Below are 22,525 nucleotides of genomic sequence, written 5' to 3'. Positions count from 1 at the left end.
CGCCGTGAGCACGCCAGCACCTGCCGTCCGCCGTCCGATCGCCATGGGCGTCTTCCTCCTGATCACCGGCGCGGTGGGTCTCTACGGGGCGTTCCGACTGGTCATCGACGAGTTCGAGAAGTACGCGCACCCCCAGGCAGTGCTGTCCTGCGACGTCAACCCGTTCATCAACTGCTCCGACGTGATGGCCAGCTGGCAGGGGCACCTGCTCGGCTTCCCGAACCCGCTGCTCGGCGTCATGGGCTTCGTCGCGCCGATCGCCGTCGCCGTCATGCTCCTGGCCGGGTTCCGGAACGGTTCGCGCTGGTTCTGGATCGCGTTCAACGCGGGCGTGTTCCTGGCGTGGGTCTTCGTCACGTGGCTCTTCACCCAGACCGTCTGGTTCATCGGCGCGCTCTGCCCGTGGTGCATGCTCGTGTGGTCGATGACGATCCCGATGTTCTGGGTGTTCACGATCTGGAACGCCGCGCAGGGACGCTTCGGCGCCGGCGCCCAGCGGCTCGGTCGGACCCTGCTGCCCTTCTGCTGGGCCTTCCCGCTGGCGAACTACCTGTTCATCGCCGTGTCGATCCTCATCGTGTTCCCGCGGGTCCTCTCCTCCTTCTGAGCGCCCGCTGAGCGTTGCCGATGACGCGTCATCGAATTCCTGGGTCCTTCCCAGCCAGATCGGCCGATCGCCCCACCGGCACGACCTACGCTCGATGGCGATGAGCGAGAACGAGAGCAAGAAGGCCCGGCGGGAGGCAGCGCGGGAGCGCGCACGCCTCGCCCGCGCGAAGGAGCAGGCGCGTCGACGCCGCAACAAGACCCTGGGGATCAGCGGCATCATCGTCGGCGCGCTCGCGGTCGCCGCGATCGTCGTCGTGGCGGTCGCGAACTCCGTGCAACCCGCCGGCCCCGGGCCGAAGAACATGGCGAGCGACGGTGTGCTCCTGACGGGCTCGAACGGGCAGATCGTCCCGGTCACCACGAAGGCCACGCCGGAGGGCGGGAAGCCGACCCCGACGAAGCAGGACGACTCCGTCGCGAACATCACGGTGTACTCGGACTACATGTGCCCGTACTGCAACCAGTTCGAGACGAGCCAGATGTCCCAGATCCAGCAGTGGGTGAAGGACGGCTCGGCGACGCTCGAGCTGCACCCGTTCAACCTGCTCGACCGCGTGTCCCTCGGCTCGAAGTACTCGACCCGTTCGGCCGCCGCCGCAGCCTGCGTCGCGAACTACGACCCGGACGCGTTCCTCGCGTACAACACGTCGCTCTACGAGAACCAGCCGTCCGAGAGCACGCGCGGCCTCACGAACGACAAGCTCGCATCGCTGGCGAAGGCCGCCGGGGCGACGAACGAGAACGTGGCGTCCTGCATCACGGACCAGAAGTTCGCCGGGTGGGTTGCCGACGCGACGAACCGGGTGCTCAACGACCCGATCCCGAACTCGTCGCTCGACAAGGTCACCGGTACCCCGACCGTGATCGTCAACGGCAAGCAGTACAACGGCTCGCTCACCGACACGGACGCCTTCGCCGCGTTCGTGGAGCAGAACGGCGGGAAGGCGTAGTCCCGGCTGCCCCGGACGACGACGGCCCCCGCTTCCGATCGGAAGCGGGGGCCGTCGTCGTCCAGCGTGCTACTTCGACGCGGCGTCGATCTCGGTGATGACGTCGGTCAGCGTGGCGATCTTCTTGCCGTTCACGAGGACGGTCGGCGTGCCGAAGCCCTGCGTGCCCTGCAGTGCCGGATCGGCCAGCACGGCGTTCGTGGACTTCGTCACCCACCCGCGGAAGCGCTCGCTCGACAGGCACTCGGAGACGTTCGACCCGGTCGCGCCGCCGGCCGTGACGAGCTTCGCGATCTCGGCGTTCGTCAGGCCCTTCGTGCCCTCCTCCGGCTGGTTGTCGAAGAACTGCGTCTGGACGTCGAGGAACTTGTCCGGCGCGTAGTTCGCGACGCACATCGCGGCGTTCGCGGCCCGGCTGGCGTACCGCGAGTTCTGGTAGCTGCGGTCGAGGATCGACACGGGCTGGATCGCGAGCGTCGCGTCGCCGGACTTCACCTTGTCGAGGATCTGGTCGGCGTAGGCGGCCTCGAACTGCTTGCAGACCGGGCAGGCCCAGTCGACGTACTCGGTGACCTGGACCTTCCCGTCGGCGGCCGCGGTGGGCACCGGGGACGGGGTGGCCTTCGCCGACACCGCGCCGGAGGTCACGGGGGTGACCGTGCCGTCGCTGCCGGTGAACTGGATCGCACCGGTCGCCATGTTCTTCGGCCCGGCCGCGGACACGGCGGGCTGGTTGTTCACGTTCACCACCACGATCGCGACGATCGCGGCGACGGCGATGATCCCGAGGCCGATGCCGCCCTGCAGGAACCAGCGGTTGCGGCGCTTGCGGCGCTTCTCGGCCTCGGCGCGCTGCCGGGCGACGTCACGGGCGTGCTGGCGACGCTCGTTCTTCGAGGGACGGTCGTTGTTCGTCACGCGTCGATCCTCCGGACTCAGGCGAACCAGAGCGCGAGCTCGCGCGCCGACGACTCGGGGCTGTCGGAGCCGTGCACGAGGTTCTGCTGCACCTTGAGGCCCCAGTCGCGGCCGAGGTCACCGCGGATCGTCCCGGGCGCGGCCGAGGTCGGGTCGGTGGTGCCGGCGAGCGACCGGAAGCCGGCGATGACGCCGTTGCCGGCGACGCGCACGGCGACGACCGGGCCGGACTGCATGAACTCGACGAGGGGCTCGAAGAACGGCTTGCCCTGGTGCTCCTCGTAGTGGGCGTCGAGCAGGTCACGGGGCGCCGTCACCATCTTCAGGTCGACGATCTCGTAGCCCTTGGCCTCGATCCGGCGGAGGATCTCACCGGTGAGCTGGCGGGCGACGCCGTCGGGCTTGACGAGGACGAGGGTCTCTTCGAGATCGGACACGCGGAACTCCTGGTGTTTCGTGGTCGAACGGGGTGGTCAGTCCTCGCCGAGGGCCGCGCGTCTCGCGGCGTTCTGACGGTCGAGCTGACCGCCCTTGACGAAGCAGAAGACCCACAGCGCCAGGAACACCACGGCCACGGCGAACATGAACGGTTCGATGAACCCGGTGGCGAGGATGGCCGCCTGCAGCAGCCACCCGAACCCTACACCGGCGCGGTTGCCGGTCAGGCGAGAGGCCAGTGCCAGCACGATCATCGAGCCGATGCCACCGCCGAACGCGACCGCTGGCGGGAGCGTCCCCTTGCCGAACACGACGAGCATCGGGAAGAAGAACATGATCGCCTCGAGCACGAGGGTGATCGACAGCAGGCTCTCCCGTGCGCCGCGATCGCGTCGCGGCCGACGGGTGCGCGGCGCGCGTGGGGTCCTGGAGGCGCGGCCCGCGTCCGTCACTTCGTCCCGCCTTCGGCGTGGACCAGGTCCATGACCCGGCCCACCATCACGATCGAGCCCGCGACGAGCACCATGGCGTCGTCCGCCTCGGCGTCGTCCGCGAGGTCACGGGCTTCCTGGAGGGCGGCCTCGAGCGACGGCTCGACGACGACCCGGTCCTCGCCGACCTCGTCGACCACGACCCGGGCGAACTCGTCCGCGTCGAGGGCACGCTCCCCCGGCGGCTGGGTCACGACGAAGGTCGCGACGGTGTCCTTGAGCGCGCGGACGAAGCCGCGGGCGTCCTTGTCGCCGAGGATGCCGACGACGCCGACCACGTGCTCGGACGGGAACGCCACGGGGAGCGCCTCGGCGAGCGCGCGTGCGCCGTGCGGGTTGTGCGCCGCGTCGACCACCACGGTTGGTCCGGTGGCAATCGGCTGGAGCCGGCCGGGGCTGGTCGCACCGGCGAGTCCCTCGGACAGGACGTCCTCGTCGAGGGCCTGCGAGCCGCGGCCGAGGAAGGCCTCGACGGCGGCGATCGCGACGGCGGCGTTGTGCGCCTGGTGCCGGCCGAAGAGCGGCAGGAACAGGTCGTCGTAGCGTCCGGCGATGCCCTGCACGGTGATGAGCTGGCCGCCGACGGCCGGCGTCACGTCGACGAGCCGGAAGCCGTCCCCCTCGACCGCGAGGGTCGACTCGGTGAGCTCGGCCGCGCGCTGCAGCTCGGCGAGCGCCTCGGGCGTCTGTGCGCTCGAGACGATCGACGACGAGGGCTTGATGATGCCGGACTTCGTGCGGGCGATCTCGGCGACGGTACTGCCGAGCTGCTTGGCGTGGTCGATCGCGATCGGCGTGAACACCTGCACCTGGCTCTGCACGACGTTGGTGGAGTCCCACTCGCCGCCCATGCCGACCTCGATCACGGCGACGTCGACCGGCGCCTCGGCGAAGCACGCCAGGGCGAGGACGGTCAGCGCCTCGAAGAAGGTCAGCGGGAGCTCGCCCTTGTCGGTGAGCTCCTGGTCGGTCATCTCGAGGATCGGGGCGATGTCGTCCCAGTTCTCCACGAAGCGGTCGGCGGCGATCGGGGTGCCGTCGATGACGATGCGCTCCCGGATCGACACCAGGTGCGGGCTCGTCATGAGGCCGGTCCGGAGGCCGTGTGCCCGGACGATGCTCTCGGCCATGCGCGCGGTCGAGGTCTTGCCGTTCGTGCCGGTCAGGTGGATCACGGGGTACGACAGGTGCGGGTCGCCGAGGAGCTCGACGGCGCGCCGGGTCGCGGACAGCCGGTGTTCGGGCGACTGCTCACCGATCCGGGCGTACAGGGCCGCCTCGACGCGCTTGACCTCGTCGTCGTCCGCGCCGTAGGGCACGGCGTCGGCGGGGTCCGTCGCACCGGCGGGGCCGACGGGGATCTCGATGCCGTCCTCGGACGGCTCTTCGGGGTACTCGCTCATGCGCGTGACACCTCCACGGTCACCTTCGCACCGTCACCGACGTCGGTGGTGGTGGCGTCTGCCCCGAGGGGCACGATCTCGACGCTCGTCGACAGGGTCTCCCCCGCGATGAGCTGCTGGTGGGTGCGGACCGCCGCGTCGGCGACCTCGTCCGCACCGAGGGTGAGGACGATGCGGTCGCTGACGTCGAGGTCGGCGTCACGGCGGGCCTGCTGGACGGCGCGGACGACGTCGCGGGCGAGCCCCTCGGCCTCGAGCTCGGGCGTCGTCACGGTGTCGAGCACCGCGAAGCCGCCGCCGTCGAGGAACGCCACCGCCACGGAGTCGTCGGCGACGGTGAGGTCGAGCGTGTACTCGCCCTCGACGAGGTCGACGCCGCCGACGGTCACGCCGGACTCGGTCGCGGTCCAGTCGCCCTTCTTGGCAGCCGGGATGACCTGCTGGACCTGCTTGCCGATGCGGGGTCCGGCGGCACGGGCGTTCACGGTGAGCTTCCGCTCGATGCCGTACCGACCGAGCGACGACTCCTCCTGCTGCTCGAGCACGACCTGCTTGACGTTGAGCTCGTCGCGGAGGATGTCCACGAAGGGCTCGACGGCCGCCGGGTCGGGCACCACGAGCGTCAGGGTGGCGAGGGGCAGGCGGACGCGCTTGCCGGTGGCCTTGCGGAGCGCGAGCCCCTTCGAGGCGACGTCCCGCACGCGGTCCATGGCGTCGACGAGCGCCTGGTCGGCCGGGAACTCCTCGGCGTCGGGGAAGTCCTCGAGGTGGACGCTGCGGCCGCCGGTCAGTCCCCGCCAGACCGCATCGGTCACGAGCGGGGCGAGGGGTGCGGCGACGCGGGTGAGCGTCTCGAGCACGGTGTACAGCGTGTCGAACGCGGCACGGGCCTCGGGCGAGGACTCGGCGCCGAGCCAGAACTTGTCGCGCGACCGGCGCACGTACCAGTTCGTCAGCACGTCGGCGAAGTCGCGGACGGCCTGGGCGGCGAGCGGGGTGTCGAGCGCGTCGAGGTGCTGCTGCACGTCCGACACGAGCACCCGGGTCTTCGCGAGCAGGTAGCGGTCGAGCACGTCGGTGCTCGACGTGCTCCGCGACGCCTGGTACCCGGACTCCCCCGACGCGTTCGCGTAGAGGGTGAAGAAGTAGTACGTCGACCAGAGCGGCAGCAGGAACTCGCGGACGCCCTGACGGATGCCCTCTTCCGTGACGACGAGGTTCCCGCCGCGGATGACCGACGACGACATCAGGAACCAGCGCATCGCGTCGGCACCGTCGCGGTCGAACACCTCGGAGACGTCCGGGTAGTTCCGGAGCGACTTCGACATCTTCTGGCCGTCTGAGCCGAGCACGATGCCGTGGCTGATGACGTTCTTGTACGCCGGCCGGTCGAACAGCGCGGTGGACAGCACGTGCATGACGTAGAACCAGCCGCGGGTCTGCCCGATGTACTCGACGATGAAGTCGGCCGGGTTGTGCGACTCGAACCACTCGCGGTTCTCGAACGGGTAGTGCACCTGGGCGTACGGCATCGACCCGGAGTCGAACCAGACGTCGAACACGTCGGTGATCCGGCGCATCGTCGACTTCCCGGTGGGGTCGTCCGGGTTGGGGCGCGTCAGGTCGTCGATGAACGGGCGGTGCAGGTCGACCTCGCCGTCGGCGTTCACCGGCAGTCGACCGAAGTCACGCTCGATCTCCTCGAGCGAGCCGTACACGTCGGTACGCGGGTGTTCGGGGTCGTCGGACTGCCACACCGGGATCGGCGTGCCGAAGTACCGGTTGCGGGACACCGACCAGTCGATGGCGTTGCCGACCCACTTGCCGAACTGGCCGTCCTTGACGTTGTCCGGCACCCAGTTGATGTCCTGGTTGAGCTCGCCCATGCGGTCGCGGAACTCGGTCACGCGGACGAACCAGCTCGACACGGCCTTGTAGATGAGGGGCTTCCGGCAGCGCCAGCAGTGCGGGTAGCTGTGCTCGTAGGACGCCTGGCGGAGCAGTCGACCGGCGTCGCGGACGGCCTTCGTGAGGGGCTTGTTCGCGTCCGACCAGAGCATCCCGGCGACCTCGCCGAACTGCGACGTGAAGACACCGCCCTCGTCGAGCGACAGCACCACGGGGATGCCCGCCGCGGCGCAGACCACCTGGTCGTCGGCACCGTAGGCCGGGGCCTGGTGCACGATGCCGGTGCCCTCGCCCGTCTCGACGTAGTCGGCGACGAGGATCTTCCAGGCGTTCTCCATGCCCTCGGTCTCCGCGAGGAAGTCGAAGAGGCGCTCGTACTCGACGCCGTCGAGCTCCGCACCCGTCAGGGTGCGGACGACCGCGGCAGCGGCGTCCTCCGCGCTCTCGTAGCCGAGGTCCTTCGCGTGGGCGGCCACGGTGTCCGACGCCAGCAGATAGTGGACGGAACCGGCGGCGCCACCGTCAGCCGCGCCTCCTGGACCGGCGGGCAGCACCACGTACGAAACCGCAGGCCCGACGGCCAGCGCGGCGTTCGTGGGCAGGGTCCAGGGGGTCGTCGTCCAGGCGAGCGCACGCACGCCGGCCAGCCCGAGCGACTCGGCGCGCGCACCCTGCAGCGGGAACGACACCGTGACGGACTGGTCCTGGCGCATCTTGTAGACGTCGTCGTCCATGCGCAGCTCGTGGTTCGACAGCGGCGTCTGGTCGTTCCAGCAGTACGGCAGGACCCGGAAGCCCTCGTACGCGAGCCCCTTGTCCCAGAGCTGCTTCCACGCCCACAGCACGCTCTCCATGAACGTCACGTCGAGGGTCTTGTAGTCGTTCTCGAAGTCGACCCAGCGCGCCTGGCGGGTGACGTACTGCTGCCACTCGTCGGTGTACTGCAGGACGGACTTCTTGGCGGCGGCGTTGAAGACGTCGACGCCCATCTCGTCGATCTCGTGCTTCTCGGTGATGCCGAGCTGGCGCATCGCCTCGAGCTCGGCGGGCAGGCCGTGCGTGTCCCAGCCGAAGCGGCGGTGCACCTGCTTGCCACGCATGGTCTGGTAGCGCGGGAAGACGTCCTTCGCGTACCCGGTCAGGAGGTGGCCGTAGTGCGGCAGGCCGTTGGCGAACGGCGGGCCGTCGTAGAACGTCCACTCGTCGCAGCCCTCGCGCTGGTCGATCGACGCCTGGAACGTGCCGTCGCCCTTCCAGAAGGCGAGGATCCCCTGCTCGACGGCGGGGAAGGACGGCGACGGGACGACGCCGTCTGCGTCGGAATCAAGTGGGTAGCGCACCGCGGGGCTCCTGTGGGTTGCCGGTTCTCAGGACCACGAGGACGGAGCAGGCTCCGCGGTACCACCTCGCTTGCCGCTCCGGGTGACCCGGGGCGACCGCTCGTTGCCGGGGGCGTGCGCGGCCCGGTCCGCCCGGTTCTACTGCCGGCGGTCGATGGTGCTGACGGCCGGGTTCTTCCGGAGGCTCCCCGGTGATGGCCGGATCGACGCCTGTGTGCACGAGTTTAGCGGACGGGAGCAACCGCGCGGGTGGCGTGCTCCGGCGTCGACCGTCGCGCACGATCCGGGAAGGTGAACAGGGCCGCGATGGCAGGCTGTCGCTCACGCAGCCAGGACGTCACGACGACGAGCACCATCATGACGACCACCGCGATCGTGGCGGCCGTCCACGGCGAGAGCCCCGCGCCGACGAGTCCGCCCACGATGTGCTGGAAGACCACGACGTGCATGACGTAGACGACGATCGAGTGCTCGCCGAGCCATTCGAGCACCCGGATCCGGGGCAGCACGGCGAAGACGGCGAGTTGCGCGACCGAGAGTGCCAACATCGTCGGAACCGTCGCGATGCTCTCCGAGATCAAGCGCCCCGGAACGCCCGCCACGAACAGCACGGCGATGAACGCCACGAGGCCACTGCATGCGAGCCCCGCGGTGCGGAAGGTCGCCACCGATCCGATCGACCACCGCTCCGACCGGGCGATCGCGATCCCGACGAAGTAGCACGCCGCGAAGCCGTAGCGGATCGCGACCGGCGTCCCGAAGTCCGTGAACAGGTGTCGAGGCCCGTCGACCGCGCCGAGCAGCATCGCGACGACGACCGCGACCACCGCGACCGGGGTCGCAGGGAGTCGGCGAACGAGGACGGCGAGCCCACTGACGCCGGCGAGCACCACCAGGAACCAGAAGGCGCTCTGTGCCGGGTCGGGGCTCTGGTTGAGGGCGTTCTCGCCCCCGAGGGTCGTGTCGAGCACGACCGACAGACCGAACCAGATCACGAGCGGCCAGACCACACCGCGCAGGCGGGTGGTGACGAAGCGTCCGGGACGGTGTTCGAGGGCCCCGGCGGAGAGGAGACCGGCCAGCAGGAACATCACGGGCATGTTCATGAGCTCGAGCAACCAGAGCACCTTCTCCGCCGCGGGACTCGACGTGCCCGTCAGGGTGATCGCGAAGGCGAACGAGTGCATCACGAGCACCGAGGTGACGGTCGCCCCCTTGGCGAGGTCGATCCAGAGCAGACGTGGAGAGGTCATGCAATCAGCATAACAGATATCAGTATATCGATCTGTGCTCGGCGGCACGCACGCCGCGGGACGGGAGCATGCTGGAGCGATGCCCTCGTCAGATGCTGCCCCCGCGCAGCAGGAGCGTCCCGATTCCCTGCTCACCGTCGTCATCGCGTTCGGCGCGAACCTGCTCGTCGCGATCGCCAAGACGATCGCCTCCCTGATCTCCGGATCGGCGTCCATGGTCGCCGAGGCCGCGCACTCGTGGGCCGACACCGGCAACGAGATCTTCCTGCTCGTCGCCGAACGGCGTGGCTCGAGGAAGCGCGACACCGCGCATCCGCTCGGCTACGGCCGTGAGACGTACATCTGGTCGATGTTCGCCGCGTTCGGCCTCTTCACCGCCGGCGCCATCGTCTCGATCTACCACGGCATCACCGAGCTCGGGGACACCGGGCCGGCCGAGGACGTGCTGCTGAACTACATCGTCCTCGGGCTGTCGTTCTGCCTCGAGGGCACGAGCTTCCTCCAGGCGTACCGGCAGGCGCACGGCGCGGCGACGAAGCGGCGGGTGCCGGTGCTCCGGCACGTCCTGCAGTCGTCGAACCCGACCCTCCGCGCCGTCTTCGCCGAGGACGCCGCGGCGCTCATCGGCCTCGTGGTCGCGTTCCTCGGGGTGTTCCTCCACCAGGTCACCGGCCTCGCGGTCTTCGACGCCGTCGGCTCGATCGCGATCGGCATCCTGCTCGGGGTCGTCGCGATCGTCCTGATCGACCGCAACCGCCGGTTCCTGCTCGGGGAGAGCACGTCCCCGGAGCTGGAGAACGCGGTGCTCGTCGAGCTGCTCGGGCGGTCGCAGATCGAGCGCGTCACCTACCTGCACCTCGAGTTCGTCGGGCCCTCGCGGGTCTACCTCGTCGCCGCGGTCGACCTGACCGGCAACGAGAACGAGGAGCACGTGGCGGTGCGGTTGCGCGACGTCGAGAAGTCCCTCGAGGAGAGCCAGTACATCGAGGAGGCCGTGCTCACCCTGAGCTACCCCGGCGACGAGTCGCTCGTGCCGACGGGCGACGATGTGCCCGAGGTGGTGCGGGACGGGACGGCCGAGGACGTCGCCGCGGGCGGGGCCGGCACGCTCCGGACCGACTGAGCCGCACGCGGCTGCCGCGCGGTCGGGTCAGCCGCGGTCGGTGGGCACCAGGGCCGCGGTGTCCCCCCGCCGCTCGATCACCAGGCCGTCCCGCACGACCCACACCCGCAGCGCGTCGAGCCGGAACTCCTCGAACCGCTCCGGGTGCTCCCGCAGCAGGGCCCGCAGGTCGTCGTCCATCGGGAACCGCGGGTCGATCCCGGCGACGAGCACGCCGTAGTCCCCGTGCGTCACCCCCTGGGTCGCGCCACGGCGGCCGATGAACACCGCGAACGACTGCTGCGCCGATCCCGACACGAGGACGCGGACGTCGTCCGGCACCCCGCGGTCCTCGAGGACACCCTCGAGCCGGGCGAACCCGGTGGTGCGGGTCTCGGCGACGGTCCGCACCACGACGAACGCGGGGACGATCGTCACCACGACAGCGAGGAGCGCCACCACGGTCGTGAGCGGCGGCCGCAGCCGGGCGAGCCGGGTGTACCCGACGGCGGCGAGCGCGATGATCCAGGGCATCCACGCCTGGTAGTAGTGCGGCAGTGCGACGTTGGCCGTCGAGTAGAAGACGACGAGGATCCCGAGCGCGATCCCGAGGAGCGCGACGAGCCGGTCCGGGCGGATCGCGAACGCCGCGGCCACCCCGACCAGGAGCACGACGACCGTCGGCCACCCGACCCCCTCGACGACCCGCACGAAGTTCGTCCACCACGGCGCGATCATGTACGTCTTCCCGAGGACCGAGATGATGTGCCCGCGGGTGTCGTGCTTGCCCTGGAACTCGATCATGAAGGTGATCGCCCGGACCCCGCCGACGGGCACGTACGCGACGACGAACACCACGGCGAACGCCGCGGCGGCCGCGACGCCCCCGGTCAGCAGCCCGGACCAGCGCCGGAACAGCAGCGGGACCGCGACCAGCGCGAGCACGAGGACGGTGGTGGTGACCTTCGACGTGACCGACAGCGCCAGCAGGGCACCGGCGAGCGCCATCCACCACCAGCCGTCCCAGGCCGTGGTCCGGTCGGCGGGGCGTCGGGGTCGGGTCGCCCACTGCCAGGCCGCGGCGAGCGCCGCCACGGCGAAGAAGGTCATCAGCGGTTCGAGGAGGGCGAGCCGGTCGATCCGTGCGGCCGTGCCGGACGCGACGTCCGCCCACGTCGGCGAGTCGGCACGCGGCGTGAGCCACCAGAGCCCGGCGGCGAGCACGGCGCCCCAGTACCCGATCGGACGCCGGAGCCAGGCGAACAGGACGATGCCGGTGCCGAACGAGGCCGTCGCGGCGACGAGACGGGGCCCGAGCACGCCCTCGCCGAACACGAGCTGCGCGACGCCGAACAGGTACTTGCCGGTCGGCGGGTGCTGCAGGTTCGAGGAGAGCACCCCGTGCACGTAGTCCCACCCGGCCCGCGTGTAGGTGAACTCGTCGACGTAGGTGCTCTGTCGGCCGATGTGCCAGTACGCGACGAACACCCCCGCGAGGGCGACCACGGCGAAGACCGCGGTTCGTGTCCATCGCGCGCGGGTCATGGGGAGAGAGCCTATTGGGCCGGACCTCAGTGGGAGTCGAGACCCGCTGCGACCGGGGTGAGCGCCGCCCCGACGTACTCGACGAGCGGTCGGCGCCCGACCCCGTCCGAGACCCAGACGCCGAAGGCCGCTGCGGCCGCCCCGAGCATGGCGCCGGACACCGTCTGGGGCCAGAGCGCCGCCGGGTGCTCCCCCGTCCGGCGGGCGACGAAGGCCGCCACCGCCGCGTGCTGGGCCGTCACCCGTGCCGCGACGCTCGCCACGAGCTCGGCACCGATGCCCATCACCTCGGCCTGTGCGATCGCCCAGGGGACCCGGTCGGGGTCGTGGGCGCGGGCGGTGGCGAGCAGCGCGGCCTCGACGGCCCGCACCGCGGAGTCCTCGGTCGAGGCGGCGAGGCACGCCGGGAGCGTCGCGACCGCGGCGTCGAGGTCGAGCCAGAGCACGTCGGACTTCGCCGTGAAGTAATTGAAGAACGTCGCGCGGCTGACCCCGGCCCGCGCGGCGATCTGGTCGACCGTGGTCCGGCCGTAGCCCTGTTCGAGGAACAGCTCGGCCGCGGCGTCGGCGAGCACCTCGGCGCTCGAGCGTCGGGGGCGGCCACCGCGGCGCATCGGTTCGTCCATGGGCCCCAGTAAACCGCTAGACTCGTCCAGCCATGATCTTGGACTCAGTACAGAAAACCACCGCAGTGGTCGGCGGCGCCGCCGCACTCCTCCTCGTGCTCGCCGGCTGCACCGGTGGCGGCACCGCGACGTCGAACAGCACACCGGTCGACGGCGGCACGCTCACGTACGCCTCGGGCGACGCCGAACCGACCTGCCTCGACCCGCACGTCGGCGGCAACTACCCGCAGGCGCTCCTGTCCACCCAGTACATCGAGGAGCTCACCGCGCTCGACGACGGCAAGCCCGTCCCCGCGCTGGCGAAGTCGTGGACGACGAGCGACGACGGCAGGACGCTCACCTTCACGCTGCGCGACGACGTGACCTTCACCGACGGCACGCCCTTCGACGCCGCCGCGGTCGTGGCGAACATCGAGCACGTGCAGGACCCGGCGACCGCGTCGAGCACGGGGTACCTCGCGCTGCAGTCGATCACGAAGGCGACGGCCACCGACGACCACACGGTCACCCTGACGCTGAGCCGGCCGGACAGCGCGCTGCTCGAGTCGTTCTCGCAGCCGTGGGTCGGCATGGAGTCCCCGAAGGCGCTGGAGCGCTCGCAGGCGGTGAACTGCGAGTCGCCGGTCGGCACCGGCCCGTTCGAGGTCACCGGCTGGAAGCACGGCGACCGGGTGACGCTCCGCAAGAACGCCGACTACACGCTGCTCCGCGGGAGCACGGAGCCCCGCCTCGACGGCATCACGTGGCGCTTCCTGCCCGACTCGACCTCGCGGTACGCGGCGCTGCAGTCCGGCCAGGTCGACGTCATCGACAACGCCCAGCCCGACCAGCTCAAGGCGGCCTCGTCGAAGGGGTCCATCCGCGACCTCGACGCTCCGCGCCCCGGTGCGTCGAACCGCCTCGAGCTGAACTCCGGCCACGGGGTCTTCCGCGACGAGGCCGTCCGCAAGGCCTTCATCGCCGGCGCCGAGATCGACCCCGGCATCCGGTCGCTCTTCCTCGGGACGGCGAAGCGCTCGTACTCGGTGCTCTCCAGCGTCGAGCCGTACGGGTACTCCGACAAGAGCCTGTTCGAGTACTCACCGACGAAGGCGAAGCGACTCCTCGACGACGCCGGCTGGAAGGTGGGCAGCGACGGCATCCGCGAGAAGGACGGTGAGCAGCTGACCGTCACGTTCCCGGTGTCGACGAACCAGTCCGTCCCCGCCGAGCGCAGCCTGTTCCAGCAGATCCAGGCCTCCGAGAAGGCCGTCGGCTTCAAGGTCGTGCTGCAGGAGCTCGACCTCTCCAGCTGGTACGCGGCCCTCGCGGCGAACGAGTACGACGTCGTCAGCGCGCCCTACACGAAGGTGGGCGCGGACGTCCTCCGCATCCTGTACGACTCCGCCAGCATCACGCCGGCACCGTCCGGGTACTTCGCGAACCTCGCCCAGCTCGACGACCTTGAGCTCGACGACCTGCTCCAGCAGGCAGCGCAGACCTCGGACACGTCCGAGCGCGGCGACCTCTACGAGCAGGCGCAGGAGATCATCCTGTCCAGCGGCACCGTCCTCCCGCTCTACGACCAGCAGAACCACTTCCTGCTGCGGTCGAGCGTGCACGGCGTGCAGACCACCGCGGTGTCGACGCCGTGGTTCGGCACGGCCTGGATCGACCGCTGATCGCGACCTCGCGATCGTCGGACAGGAGGCACGGATTGCGTCGCGGACGTCGAGGCACGCCCGCCGCGTGGTCGGCGTGGACCCTGTGGGGACTGCGCCGCCTGGCCGGCGGCGTCGGGGTGCTCTGGGCGGTCGCCACGATCGTGTTCGTCGCGATCCGGCTCATCCCGGGCGACCCGGCGCTCGCGATCCTCGGCGGACCGGGCTCCCAGGCCTCGGCCGAGGCGGTCGCGCAGGTCCGGCAGGAGTACGGCCTCGACCGGCCGGTGCTCGTGCAGTACGCGGTGTTCCTCGGGCGTCTGGCGACCGGGCACCTCGGTGACTCGTACGCGTTCCGGACGCCGGTGTCGACGCTCCTCGGGCAGCAGCTCCCGGTCACGCTGACCCTGGCCGTTCTCGGGCTCGTCGTCGCCTGGGTGCTCGCGATCGTCGCCGCGTGGTGGTCGACGCAGCGCGGCCGGTTCGCCGCGGGACTCACGAGCGCCCTGAGCGTCACCGCGAGCGTCACCCCGCACTTCTGGCTCGGCAGCGTCCTCATCGTGGTGTTCGCCAGCGCCCTCGGCTGGGTGCCGGCGGTCAGCGACGGCTCGGCCCGGGGCTGGGTGCTGCCGGTCGTCACGGTGGCCGTGCCGGTCGCCGGGTACCTCGCCGAGACCGTCCGGGACGGCGTGGTCGACGCCCAGCGGTCGGCCTTCGCACTCGCGGCCCGCAGTCGTGGCGAGACCCGCGCGGGACTGTTCGGCCGGCACCTGCTCCGGCACGCCGCACTCCCGGGGATCGCCCTGTCCGCGTGGGCGTTCGGTTCGCTCGTGTCCGGTGCGGTCGTCGTCGAGTCGGTGTTCGCGCTCCCGGGCATCGGGCGCGCACTCGTGACCGCGGTGACGCAGCGGGACATGCCGCTCGTCGCGGGCATCGCGCTGGTGTCGGCCGCCGCGTACGTGGTCGTGCTCGCCGTCGCGGACCTCGTCGAGCGTGTGGTGGACCCGCGTGCCGGCGGGACGGCCGGGGCGGGGGCGACCCGGCGTCGCGCTCCGCGCGTCACCTGGCACGGGGCGGGCGCACGGTGAGCGGGATCGCCGAACCGCGCCTCCAGGCCGGTGCCCAGGGTGACGCGTCCGCCGGACGGTCCGAGCGAGTCCGTGGGGGGACGCTCGGCCCGGCCGGATGGACCGCTGCCGCCGTCGTGGCGCTGGCCGTGGTCGCAGTGGTGTGGCCGGCGCTGCTCGGCGGTGGCGACCCGCTCGCCGTGCACCCGGCGCAGGCGCTCCAGGCGCCGTCGTGGTCGAGTCCGTTCGGCACCGACGAGTCCGGGCGGGACGTCCTCGCCCGGGTCGTCGCCGGGACCCGGGCGTCGCTCGTGGTCGGTGTGGTCGCGACGCTCGTCGGCGGCGGGGTCGGGGTCGTGCTCGGCGTGGTCGCGGGACTCGGCGGACGCGTCGTCGACGGGGTCGTCGGCCGACTGACCGAGGTCGCGTTCGCGCTCCCCCTGCTCCTCGTGGCGCTCGTCGTCATCGCGGTGACCGGCCCCGGGCCCGTCCCGGCGATGCTCGCGGTCGGGTTCGCCACGGCGCCCGGGTACGCCCGGATCGTCCGCGGGCTCGTGCTCCGGGCGCGCCGCTCGCAGGTGGTCGAGACCGCCGTGCTGATGGGCCGCTCCCCCGCCGTGATCACCGTGCGGCACGTGCTCCCCGCGGCGCTCTGGCCGGTCGTGGCGGTCGGGACGCTCGGCGTCGGGCAGGCGATCGTGTGGGCCTCGGCGCTGAGCTACCTCGGCGTCGGCACCCCGCCGCCCGCGCCCGAGTGGGGCGCGATGCTGGCCGACGGTCGCACGTACCTGCTGACGGCCCCGTGGATGAGCACCTTCCCCGGCCTCGCGATCGTGGTCCTGGCGACCGCGGTGACCGTGCTCGGCCGGGCGATCCGACGAACAGGAGCGATCCGATGACCGTGCTCGACGTGCAGGGGCTGACCGTCAGCATCGGCGGGGCAGTGGTCGTGCAGGACGTCGCGCTGCACGTCGATGCCGGCGAGTGCGTCGCGCTCGTCGGCGCCTCCGGCTCCGGCAAGACCGTCACCGCACGGGCGGCGCTCGGCCTGTCGGCGCCCGGTTCCTCGGTCCGGGTCGACCGGCTGACCGTGGCCGGGCTCGACGTCCGGGCGTTCTCGGACCGCAGGTGGCGGAGCGTGCGCGGCTCGCGGGTCGGCTACGTCGGCCAGGAGGCCCTGGGCGCCCTGGACCCGCTGCGTCCCGTCGGGCGTGAGGTCGCGGACGCCCTCCGGCTGCACACGGACATGACGGCGGCGCAGCGGGTGGGGGCCGTTCGGGACGCCCTCACCGCGGTCGGCCTCGACCCGGCGCTCGCCACGGACGGCCGGCTCGCGGGCACCCTGTCCGGCGGGATGCGCCAGCGCGCCCTCATCGCCGCGGCCACGGTCGGGTCGCCGGCGCTCGTGGTCGCCGACGAACCGACGACGGCGCTCGACGCCGGGGTCGCGGTCACCGTGATGGAGCAGCTGCGTGCGGCCCAGTCGCGCGGCGCCGGGCTGCTCGTCATCACGCACGACCTCGGGCTCGTCGCGGGGTGGGCGGACCGGGTGGTCGTCGTGCACGAGGGACGCGTGGTGGAGCAGGGGCCGGTGGCGTCGGTGTTCGCGGCGCCCCAGCACGAGGCGACGCGGGCGCTGGTGCGGGCCGCGGGTGCGGGCGCGGGGCCCGGCGGGTCTGCAGTGTGCGAGGTGCCGGACACGGTGCGGGGGTCGGAGCCCCGCACGGAGCGCGGAGCCTCGCACGGTGCGGGCGTGGTGCTCGCGGCCGAGGGGCTCGCGCGGGCGTTCGACGGCGTGCCCGCCGTGCGCGACGTGTCGTTCGGGCTCGAGCGCGGGCGCGTCCTCGGGGTGATCGGTGCGTCGGGGTCCGGCAAGACCACGCTCGCGAGGATGCTCCTCGGCCTCGAGCTCCCCGACGCCGGCACGGTCACGCTCGACTCGTCGCCGTGGGTCCCGCTCGACGAACGCACCCGCCGGCCCATGCGGCACCGGGTGTCCGCGGTGGTGCAGGACCCCGGGGCGACGTTCGACGAGCGGTGGAACGTGGAGCGGGTCCTCGCGGACGCGTTCACCGGCGGCGCCGAGCGGTCGGCCCGTGGTGCGCTCGGTCCCCGCATCGACGCAGCGCTCGACCAGGTGGGGCTCGACTCGGCACTCCGCCGGCGCTCGCCGCTGACGCTGTCCGGCGGGCAACGGCAGCGCCTCGCGATCGCCCGCGCACTCGCGACGTCGCCCGAGGTCATCGTGCTCGACGAACCGGTCACGGCACTCGACGCCACGGTGCAGGACGCGGTGCTGACACTCCTCGAGGGGCTCCGGGACAGCACGGGCGTGGCGATGGTCTTCGTGTCGCACGATCTCCGGGCCGTCCGGCGGATGGCCGACGACGTGCTGGTCGTGCACGAGGGCCGGGTCGTCGAGCACGGCCCCGCCGCGACGGTGTTCGACCGCCCGACGCACGCCGTGACCGCGCGCTTGCTGCGGGCCGCCGAGCGGCTGGCCGCGGGCCCGCGGCCCGCGGCCGGCGCAGCGTAGCGCGGCGCGCGGCGCGCGGCGCGCCTGAGGTCGCCGAGACTCGGCCCGGCGGACACTTTCGCGGGTCGGAGGCCCGAGGAACGTCCGGCCAGCCGAGTCTCGGCGCAGGGCCGCGCCGCGCACCGTGTCGCGCACCGCGCCCGGACGAGCGGAGGCACGGCGCGACGTCCGAGACGGACGCGCACCGTGCCTCCTGGCAGCCGACGGCTACGAGCCCGCGGGCTCCTTCGAACCGTCACCGGACGACGGCACGTCGCCCGAGATGATCGGGATCTCGCTCGTCGAGAAGTCCTTCGCCCAGTCGGACTGCGCCAGCTCGGACTCCGGGTCGTTGTAGTCCTTGATGACGCCGGCGATCTCGTCCTCGTGCGCCACCGTGGGGCCGGACCCCATCAGCGGCGTCGCGGCCGTCTCCTTGGTGAAGTAGACGGCGACGAGCCCGATCAGGGCGGCCAGCATCAGGTAGAACGCCGGGATGTCCTCGGCCCAGCCGTAGCCGGCGTCCTTCGCGGCGTTGATGAGCGCCGAGGTGGCGAGCGGGGTCGTCCCACCGAAGAGCGACACCGACACGTTGAACGCGATGGCGAGCGCGCCGTAGCGGATGATCGTCGGGAAGAGCGCCGGCAGGGTCGACGGCATGGTCGAGGTGAACGTCACGAGCACGACACCCAGGATCAGGAGTCCCGCGAAGACCCCCACGCCGGTGCCGGTCTGCACCAGCTTGAGCGCCGGCCACGACAGCAGGATGAACCCGACGCAGCCCGCGGCGAGCACGGGACGTCGGCCGAACTTGTCGGACAGGCGACCGCCGAACGTGATGACGACCATCATGAGGATCATCACGATCACGATGAGGATCAGGCCGAACGTGGCGTTCTGGCCGAGGTTCTGCTCGAGGTACGTCGGCATGTACGACAGGAGCATGTAGTCGGTCACGTTGAACACGAGGACCAGACCGATGCAGATGATCAGCGAGCGCCAGTTCTCGGCGAAGAGCTTGAGGAACGGGGTCTTCTGCCCCTCGCGCTCCGCGGCCTGCTCCTGCTGCTTCTGGAACGCCGGGGTCTCCTCCAGCTTGAGGCGCAGGTAGAGGCCGATCAGGCCGAGCGGACCGGCGATGATGAACGGGATGCGCCAGCCCCAGCTGAGCAGGGCGTCCTCGGAGAGGCCGAACTGCAGGCCCGTGACGATCGATGCGCCGAGCACGTAGCCGGCGAGGGTGCCGAACTCGAGCCACGAACCCATGAACCCGCGGCGCTTGTCCGGCGAGTACTCGGCGATGAACGTCGCCGCCCCGCCGTACTCACCACCGGTCGAGAAGCCCTGCACGAACCGCGCCACCAGCAGCAGCACGGGCGCCCAGAAGCCGATCGAGTTGTAGCTCGGGATCAGGCCGATCATGAGCGTGCCCGCGGCCATCAGGATCATCGTGAGGGCGAGGACCTTCTGCCGGCCGATCCGGTCGCCGATCGGGCCGAAGACCGCACCGCCGATGGGGCGCACGATGAACGCGGCGGCGAAGAAGCCGAAGGTCGCGACGATGTTCGCGGCGGGGTCGCCCTCGGGGAGGAACACCTTCGAGATCGTCACCGTGAGGTAGGCGAAGATGCCGAAGTCGAACCACTCCATGGCGTTGCCGAGCGCGGCGGCCGCGACGGCACGCTTGAGCAGCGACTCCTCGACGACGGTGACGTCGTCCTCGGTCAGCTTGCGGCGTGCGCGCTTCGCGGCGCCCTTGGTGCGCAGGGGGCGGTCGCCCCGTGCGTTTCCTGCTTCGTTCGGTGCCAAGTGAGTTCCTCCGGTAGTGCTGTGTCTTGCCTTCGGGCGCCCGGCGGACGGCGACGCTGCAGTCCCTGCGAACCCCGCGTCCGCCGGACAAACTCCGACAGACTATCAGCTGCCCGGCGTGTCTGCCGGATCCGTGTGCTATTGGCCACCGGAGGGTCGGTGCGAGCCGCTACGATCGTGGGACTGCGCAGCACGCGCACACACTCAGGCACCTCATCACGGACTCGGTGCCGCACACAGCGGTCGCAGCACCGCACCGAACGGAAGGCCCGCCATGTCGAAGCCCATGCCCGAGAAGCCCACGGTGGACGGACTCGAAGACGTCTGGGGCCCGGTCTGGGAGCAGGACGGCACCTACCGGTTCGACCGCGACGCCGCCGGCGACCGCAGCAACGTCTACTCGATCGACACCCCGCCGCCGACCGCCTCCGGTTCGCTCCACATCGGGCACGTGTTCTCGTACACGCACACCGACCTCAAGGCCCGGTACGAGCGCATGCGCGGCAAGCACGTCTTCTACCCGATGGGCTGGGACGACAACGGTCTCCCCACCGAGCGCCGCGTGCAGAACTACTACGGCGTCCGCTGCGACCCGCAGCTCCCCTACGACGCCACCTTCGTGCCGCCGTTCGAGGGCGGGGACAACAAGTCGTCGAAGGCGGCCGACCAGATCCCGGTGTCGCGCCGCAACTTCATCGAGCTGTGCGAGCGCCTGACCGTGCAGGACGAGCAGCAGTTCGAGCACCTCTTCCGCACGCTCGGCCTCTCCGTCGACTGGACGCAGTCGTACCGGACGATCGACGACACCTCGCGGGCGAGCGCCCAGCGTGCCTTCCTCCGCAACCTCGAGCGTGGTGAGGCCTACCAGGCCGACGCCCCGACGCTCTGGGACGTCACGTTCCGCACCGCCGTGGCCCAGGCCGAGCTCGAGGACAAGGAGATGCCGGGCGCCTACCACGGCATCGCCTTCCACCGCACGGACGGCGGCGACGACGTCGTCATCCAGACCACCCGCCCCGAGCTGCTCCCCGCGTGCGTCGCCCTCGTCGCGCACCCGGACGACGAGCGCTTCCAGGACCTCTTCGGCACGACGGTCCGCTCCCCGCTGTTCGACGTCGAGGTCCCGGTGCTCGCGCACCACCTCGCGCAGCAGGACAAGGGCGCCGGCATCGCGATGGTCTGCACCTTCGGCGACACCACCGACGTCGTGTGGTGGCGCGAGCTCCAGCTGCCGAACCGCGCGATCATCGGGTTCGACGGCCGCGTCCGCTCCGACGAGCCGGCCTGGATCGAGTCCGACGGCGGCAAGGCGCTCTACGCCGAGATGGCCGGCAAGACCGTGTTCTCGGCGAAGAAGGTCGTCGTGGACGCCCTGACCGAGTCCGGCGAGCTGATCGGCGACGTGAAGACGATCAACCACCCCGTGAAGTTCTTCGAGAAGGGCGACAAGCCGCTCGAGATCGTCTCGACCCGCCAGTGGTACATCGTGAACGGTGCCCGCGACGAGCAGCTCAAGGCGACCCTCCGGCAGCGCGGCGACGAGATCGCGTTCCACCCGGACTTCATGCGCGTCCGGTACGACAACTGGGTCGGCGGCCTCTCCGGCGACTGGCTCATCTCGCGCCAGCGCTTCTTCGGCGTGCCGCTGCCGGTCTGGTACCCGCTCGACGCCGACGGCAACCCGGTCTTCGACCAGCCGATCGTCCCGACCGAGGCACAGCTCCCCGTCGACCCGGCGTCCGAGCCGGCCCCGGGCTACACCGAGGACCAGCGCGGTGTCGCCGGCGGGTTCCAGGGCGAGCTCGACGTGATGGACACCTGGGCCACCTCGTCGCTCACCCCGCAGCTCGCGGGCAAGTGGGAGACCGACCCGGCGCTCTACGACCTCGTCTACCCCTACGACGTCCGCCCGCAGGCGCAGGACATCATCCGCACGTGGCTGTTCACGACGGTGCTCCGCAGCCAGCTCGAAGCGGACACCGTGCCGTGGAAGCACGCGTCGATCTCCGGCTTCATCGTGGACCCCGACCGCAAGAAGATGTCGAAGTCGAAGGGCAACGTCGTCACGCCGCTGTCCATCCTCGAGCAGCACGGCGCCGACGCGGTCCGCTACTGGGCGGCCTCGTCGAAGCTCGGCACCGACGCGGCGTTCGACCCGCAGAACCCGAAGCAGATCAAGGTCGGTCGTCGTCTGGCGATCAAGGTCCTCAACGCCGCGAAGTTCGTCTACGGCTTCCCGCTGCCCGAGGGCGCGACGAGCGTCACCGAGCCGCTCGACGTCGACGTGCTCGCCGAGCTCGGGTCGGTCATCGACCAGGCCACCACCGCGTTCGACGCGTTCGACCACGCCCGTGCCCTCGAGGTGATCGAGCGCTTCTTCTGGACCTTCTGCGACGACTACCTCGAGCTCGTCAAGGAGCGCGCGTACGGCACCGCCTCGGACGCGACGCACGAGACCCAGGCGAGCGCGGTCCTCGCGCTCCGCGCCGCGATCGACGCGCTGCTGCGCCTGCTGGCACCGTTCCTCCCGTTCGCGACGGAGGAAGTGTGGGCCTGGACCCACGAGACCAGCGTGCACCGCGCCTCCTGGCCGACCGTGGCCGAGCTGCCCACGCAGGCCGAGCCGACGGGGCTCCTCGGGGCGGTGGGTCAGGCGCTCATCGGCATCCGCGGGGCGAAGACGGCCGCCAAGGCGTCCCAGAAGACGCCCGTGACGCGCGCCGTCGTGCAGGCCCCGGCCGAGACGCGTGCGCTCATCGAGCGCGCTGCGGTCGACCTGGCGGCCGTCGGCCGCATCGAGAACCTGTCGTTCGAGGACGGCGCGGAGCTGGCCGTCACCGAGATCGAGCTGGCGGAACAGCAGGCGTAACGTCGGTCGTCCGGGCCGGGTCGCGTGTGCGATCCGGCCCGG

17 protein-coding genes are annotated in these 22,525 nt (G+C 71.3%); 8 read left to right on the top strand and 9 right to left on the bottom strand.

The features are described 5' to 3' along the window. Window positions 1–4: 4 nt before the first annotated feature. Both ACIPEP_RS14910 and ACIPEP_RS14905 read left to right on the top strand, forming a co-directional pair. A complete protein-coding gene (locus ACIPEP_RS14910) occupies window positions 5–607 on the top strand; it encodes a vitamin K epoxide reductase family protein (RefSeq protein WP_229085097.1) in 603 nt (200 codons plus the stop codon). Between the two features lie 100 nt (window positions 608–707). Then, on the top strand, window positions 708–1,559 hold the full coding sequence (locus ACIPEP_RS14905; RefSeq protein ID WP_402717688.1) for a DsbA family protein: 852 nt from the start codon (window positions 708–710) through the stop codon (window positions 1,557–1,559). Window positions 1,560–1,628: 69 nt separating this feature from the next. Here the strand turns inward: ACIPEP_RS14905 and ACIPEP_RS14900 are convergent, their stop codons facing one another. The 6 genes from ACIPEP_RS14900 to ACIPEP_RS14875 all read right to left on the bottom strand — a co-directional run bounded on the left by ACIPEP_RS14900 (window position 1,629) and on the right by ACIPEP_RS14875 (window position 9,310). Further along, the gene (locus ACIPEP_RS14900) at window positions 1,629–2,477 is read right to left on the bottom strand and encodes a thioredoxin domain-containing protein (protein ID WP_071295396.1); all 849 of its coding nucleotides are present in this window, start codon (window positions 2,475–2,477) and stop codon (window positions 1,629–1,631) included. Window positions 2,478–2,494: 17 nt separating this feature from the next. Continuing rightward, window positions 2,495–2,914, bottom strand: coding sequence for a nucleoside-diphosphate kinase (gene ndk, locus ACIPEP_RS14895; protein WP_070416558.1), 420 nt, complete (start codon window positions 2,912–2,914; stop codon window positions 2,495–2,497). 36 nt (window positions 2,915–2,950) lie between these two features. Further along, complete coding sequence (locus ACIPEP_RS14890) at window positions 2,951–3,367, bottom strand: DUF4233 domain-containing protein (protein ID WP_070416559.1); 417 nt, start codon at window positions 3,365–3,367, stop codon at window positions 2,951–2,953. After that, window positions 3,364–4,809: a folylpolyglutamate synthase/dihydrofolate synthase family protein gene (locus ACIPEP_RS14885; RefSeq protein ID WP_083403306.1), complete on the bottom strand. Its 1,446-nt coding sequence runs from the start codon at window positions 4,807–4,809 to the stop codon at window positions 3,364–3,366. Before ACIPEP_RS14885 ends, ACIPEP_RS14890 begins: the two co-directional genes overlap by 4 nt. Further along, window positions 4,806–8,057 carry an isoleucine--tRNA ligase gene (ileS, locus tag ACIPEP_RS14880; protein ID WP_402717687.1) on the bottom strand — a complete coding sequence of 1,084 codons (3,252 nt, stop codon included), beginning with the start codon at window positions 8,055–8,057 and terminating at the stop codon, window positions 4,806–4,808. The genes ACIPEP_RS14885 and ileS overlap by 4 nt, the downstream gene beginning before the upstream one ends. 224 nt (window positions 8,058–8,281) lie before the next feature. Beyond that, a complete protein-coding gene (locus tag ACIPEP_RS14875) occupies window positions 8,282–9,310 on the bottom strand; it encodes an acyltransferase family protein (RefSeq protein WP_402717686.1) in 1,029 nt (342 codons plus the stop codon). Between the two features lie 79 nt (window positions 9,311–9,389). On the opposite strand from ACIPEP_RS14875, the gene ACIPEP_RS14870 reads away from it, so the two are divergent. Then, window positions 9,390–10,433, top strand: a complete 1,044-nt coding sequence (locus ACIPEP_RS14870; protein ID WP_071295394.1) for a cation diffusion facilitator family transporter — start codon at window positions 9,390–9,392, stop codon at window positions 10,431–10,433. 27 nt (window positions 10,434–10,460) lie between these two features. Here ACIPEP_RS14870 and ACIPEP_RS14865 read toward each other — a convergent pair whose 3' ends face one another. Both ACIPEP_RS14865 and ACIPEP_RS14860 read right to left on the bottom strand, forming a co-directional pair. Beyond that, window positions 10,461–11,957 (bottom strand): hypothetical protein, encoded by a 1,497-nt coding sequence (locus tag ACIPEP_RS14865; RefSeq protein ID WP_402717685.1) that lies wholly within the window; start codon window positions 11,955–11,957, stop codon window positions 10,461–10,463. A 26-nt stretch (window positions 11,958–11,983) separates the two neighbouring features. Further along, on the bottom strand, window positions 11,984–12,583 hold the full coding sequence (locus tag ACIPEP_RS14860) for a TetR family transcriptional regulator (protein ID WP_402717684.1): 600 nt from the start codon (window positions 12,581–12,583) through the stop codon (window positions 11,984–11,986). Between the two features lie 32 nt (window positions 12,584–12,615). Between ACIPEP_RS14860 and ACIPEP_RS14855 the strand changes: the two genes are divergently transcribed. From ACIPEP_RS14855 to ACIPEP_RS14840, 4 genes are read left to right on the top strand one after another with little or no spacing between them, the layout of a single operon-like run. Next, window positions 12,616–14,244 (top strand): ABC transporter substrate-binding protein, encoded by a 1,629-nt coding sequence (locus tag ACIPEP_RS14855; RefSeq protein ID WP_402717683.1) that lies wholly within the window; start codon window positions 12,616–12,618, stop codon window positions 14,242–14,244. A gap of 35 nt (window positions 14,245–14,279) precedes the next feature. Continuing rightward, complete coding sequence (locus ACIPEP_RS14850) at window positions 14,280–15,311, top strand: ABC transporter permease (RefSeq protein ID WP_402717682.1); 1,032 nt, start codon at window positions 14,280–14,282, stop codon at window positions 15,309–15,311. Then, window positions 15,308–16,189 carry an ABC transporter permease gene (locus ACIPEP_RS14845; protein ID WP_402717681.1) on the top strand — a complete coding sequence of 294 codons (882 nt, stop codon included), beginning with the start codon at window positions 15,308–15,310 and terminating at the stop codon, window positions 16,187–16,189. The genes ACIPEP_RS14850 and ACIPEP_RS14845 overlap by 4 nt, the downstream gene beginning before the upstream one ends. Then, on the top strand, window positions 16,186–17,826 hold the full coding sequence (locus ACIPEP_RS14840) for an ATP-binding cassette domain-containing protein (RefSeq protein ID WP_402717680.1): 1,641 nt from the start codon (window positions 16,186–16,188) through the stop codon (window positions 17,824–17,826). The genes ACIPEP_RS14845 and ACIPEP_RS14840 overlap by 4 nt, the downstream gene beginning before the upstream one ends. Before the next feature lie 207 nt (window positions 17,827–18,033). Here the strand turns inward: ACIPEP_RS14840 and proP are convergent, their stop codons facing one another. Then, complete coding sequence (proP, locus tag ACIPEP_RS14835) at window positions 18,034–19,614, bottom strand: glycine betaine/L-proline transporter ProP (RefSeq protein WP_254790819.1); 1,581 nt, start codon at window positions 19,612–19,614, stop codon at window positions 18,034–18,036. Between the two features lie 274 nt (window positions 19,615–19,888). On the opposite strand from proP, the gene valS reads away from it, so the two are divergent. After that, entirely contained in the window at window positions 19,889–22,483 is a 2,595-nt protein-coding gene (gene valS, locus ACIPEP_RS14830; RefSeq protein WP_254789347.1) for a valine--tRNA ligase, read from the top strand. Window positions 22,484–22,525: the final 42 nt, after the last annotated feature.

Source organism: Curtobacterium sp. NPDC087082 (genome assembly GCF_044745045.1).
Lineage (GTDB): Bacteria > Actinomycetota > Actinomycetes > Actinomycetales > Microbacteriaceae > Curtobacterium.
This window is presented reverse-complemented; position numbering and strand designations above follow the sequence as displayed.

What these genes read in the sequence shown, in the direction of transcription:
- ACIPEP_RS14865 (WP_402717685.1), bottom strand. Translation starts at nt 11,957, where the DNA reads ATGACCCGCGCGCGATGGACACGAACCGCGGTCTTCGCCGTGGTCGCC.
- ACIPEP_RS14860 (WP_402717684.1), bottom strand. Translation starts at nt 12,583, where the DNA reads ATGGACGAACCGATGCGCCGCGGTGGCCGCCCCCGACGCTCGAGCGCC.
- ACIPEP_RS14875 (WP_402717686.1), bottom strand. Translation starts at nt 9,310, where the DNA reads ATGACCTCTCCACGTCTGCTCTGGATCGACCTCGCCAAGGGGGCGACC.
- ACIPEP_RS14885 (WP_083403306.1), bottom strand. Translation starts at nt 4,809, where the DNA reads ATGAGCGAGTACCCCGAAGAGCCGTCCGAGGACGGCATCGAGATCCCC.
- ACIPEP_RS14870 (WP_071295394.1), top strand. Translation starts at nt 9,390, where the DNA reads ATGCCCTCGTCAGATGCTGCCCCCGCGCAGCAGGAGCGTCCCGATTCC.
- ACIPEP_RS14840 (WP_402717680.1), top strand. Translation starts at nt 16,186, where the DNA reads ATGACCGTGCTCGACGTGCAGGGGCTGACCGTCAGCATCGGCGGGGCA.
- valS (WP_254789347.1), top strand. Translation starts at nt 19,889, where the DNA reads ATGTCGAAGCCCATGCCCGAGAAGCCCACGGTGGACGGACTCGAAGAC.
- ACIPEP_RS14855 (WP_402717683.1), top strand. Translation starts at nt 12,616, where the DNA reads ATGATCTTGGACTCAGTACAGAAAACCACCGCAGTGGTCGGCGGCGCC.
- ACIPEP_RS14905 (WP_402717688.1), top strand. Translation starts at nt 708, where the DNA reads ATGAGCGAGAACGAGAGCAAGAAGGCCCGGCGGGAGGCAGCGCGGGAG.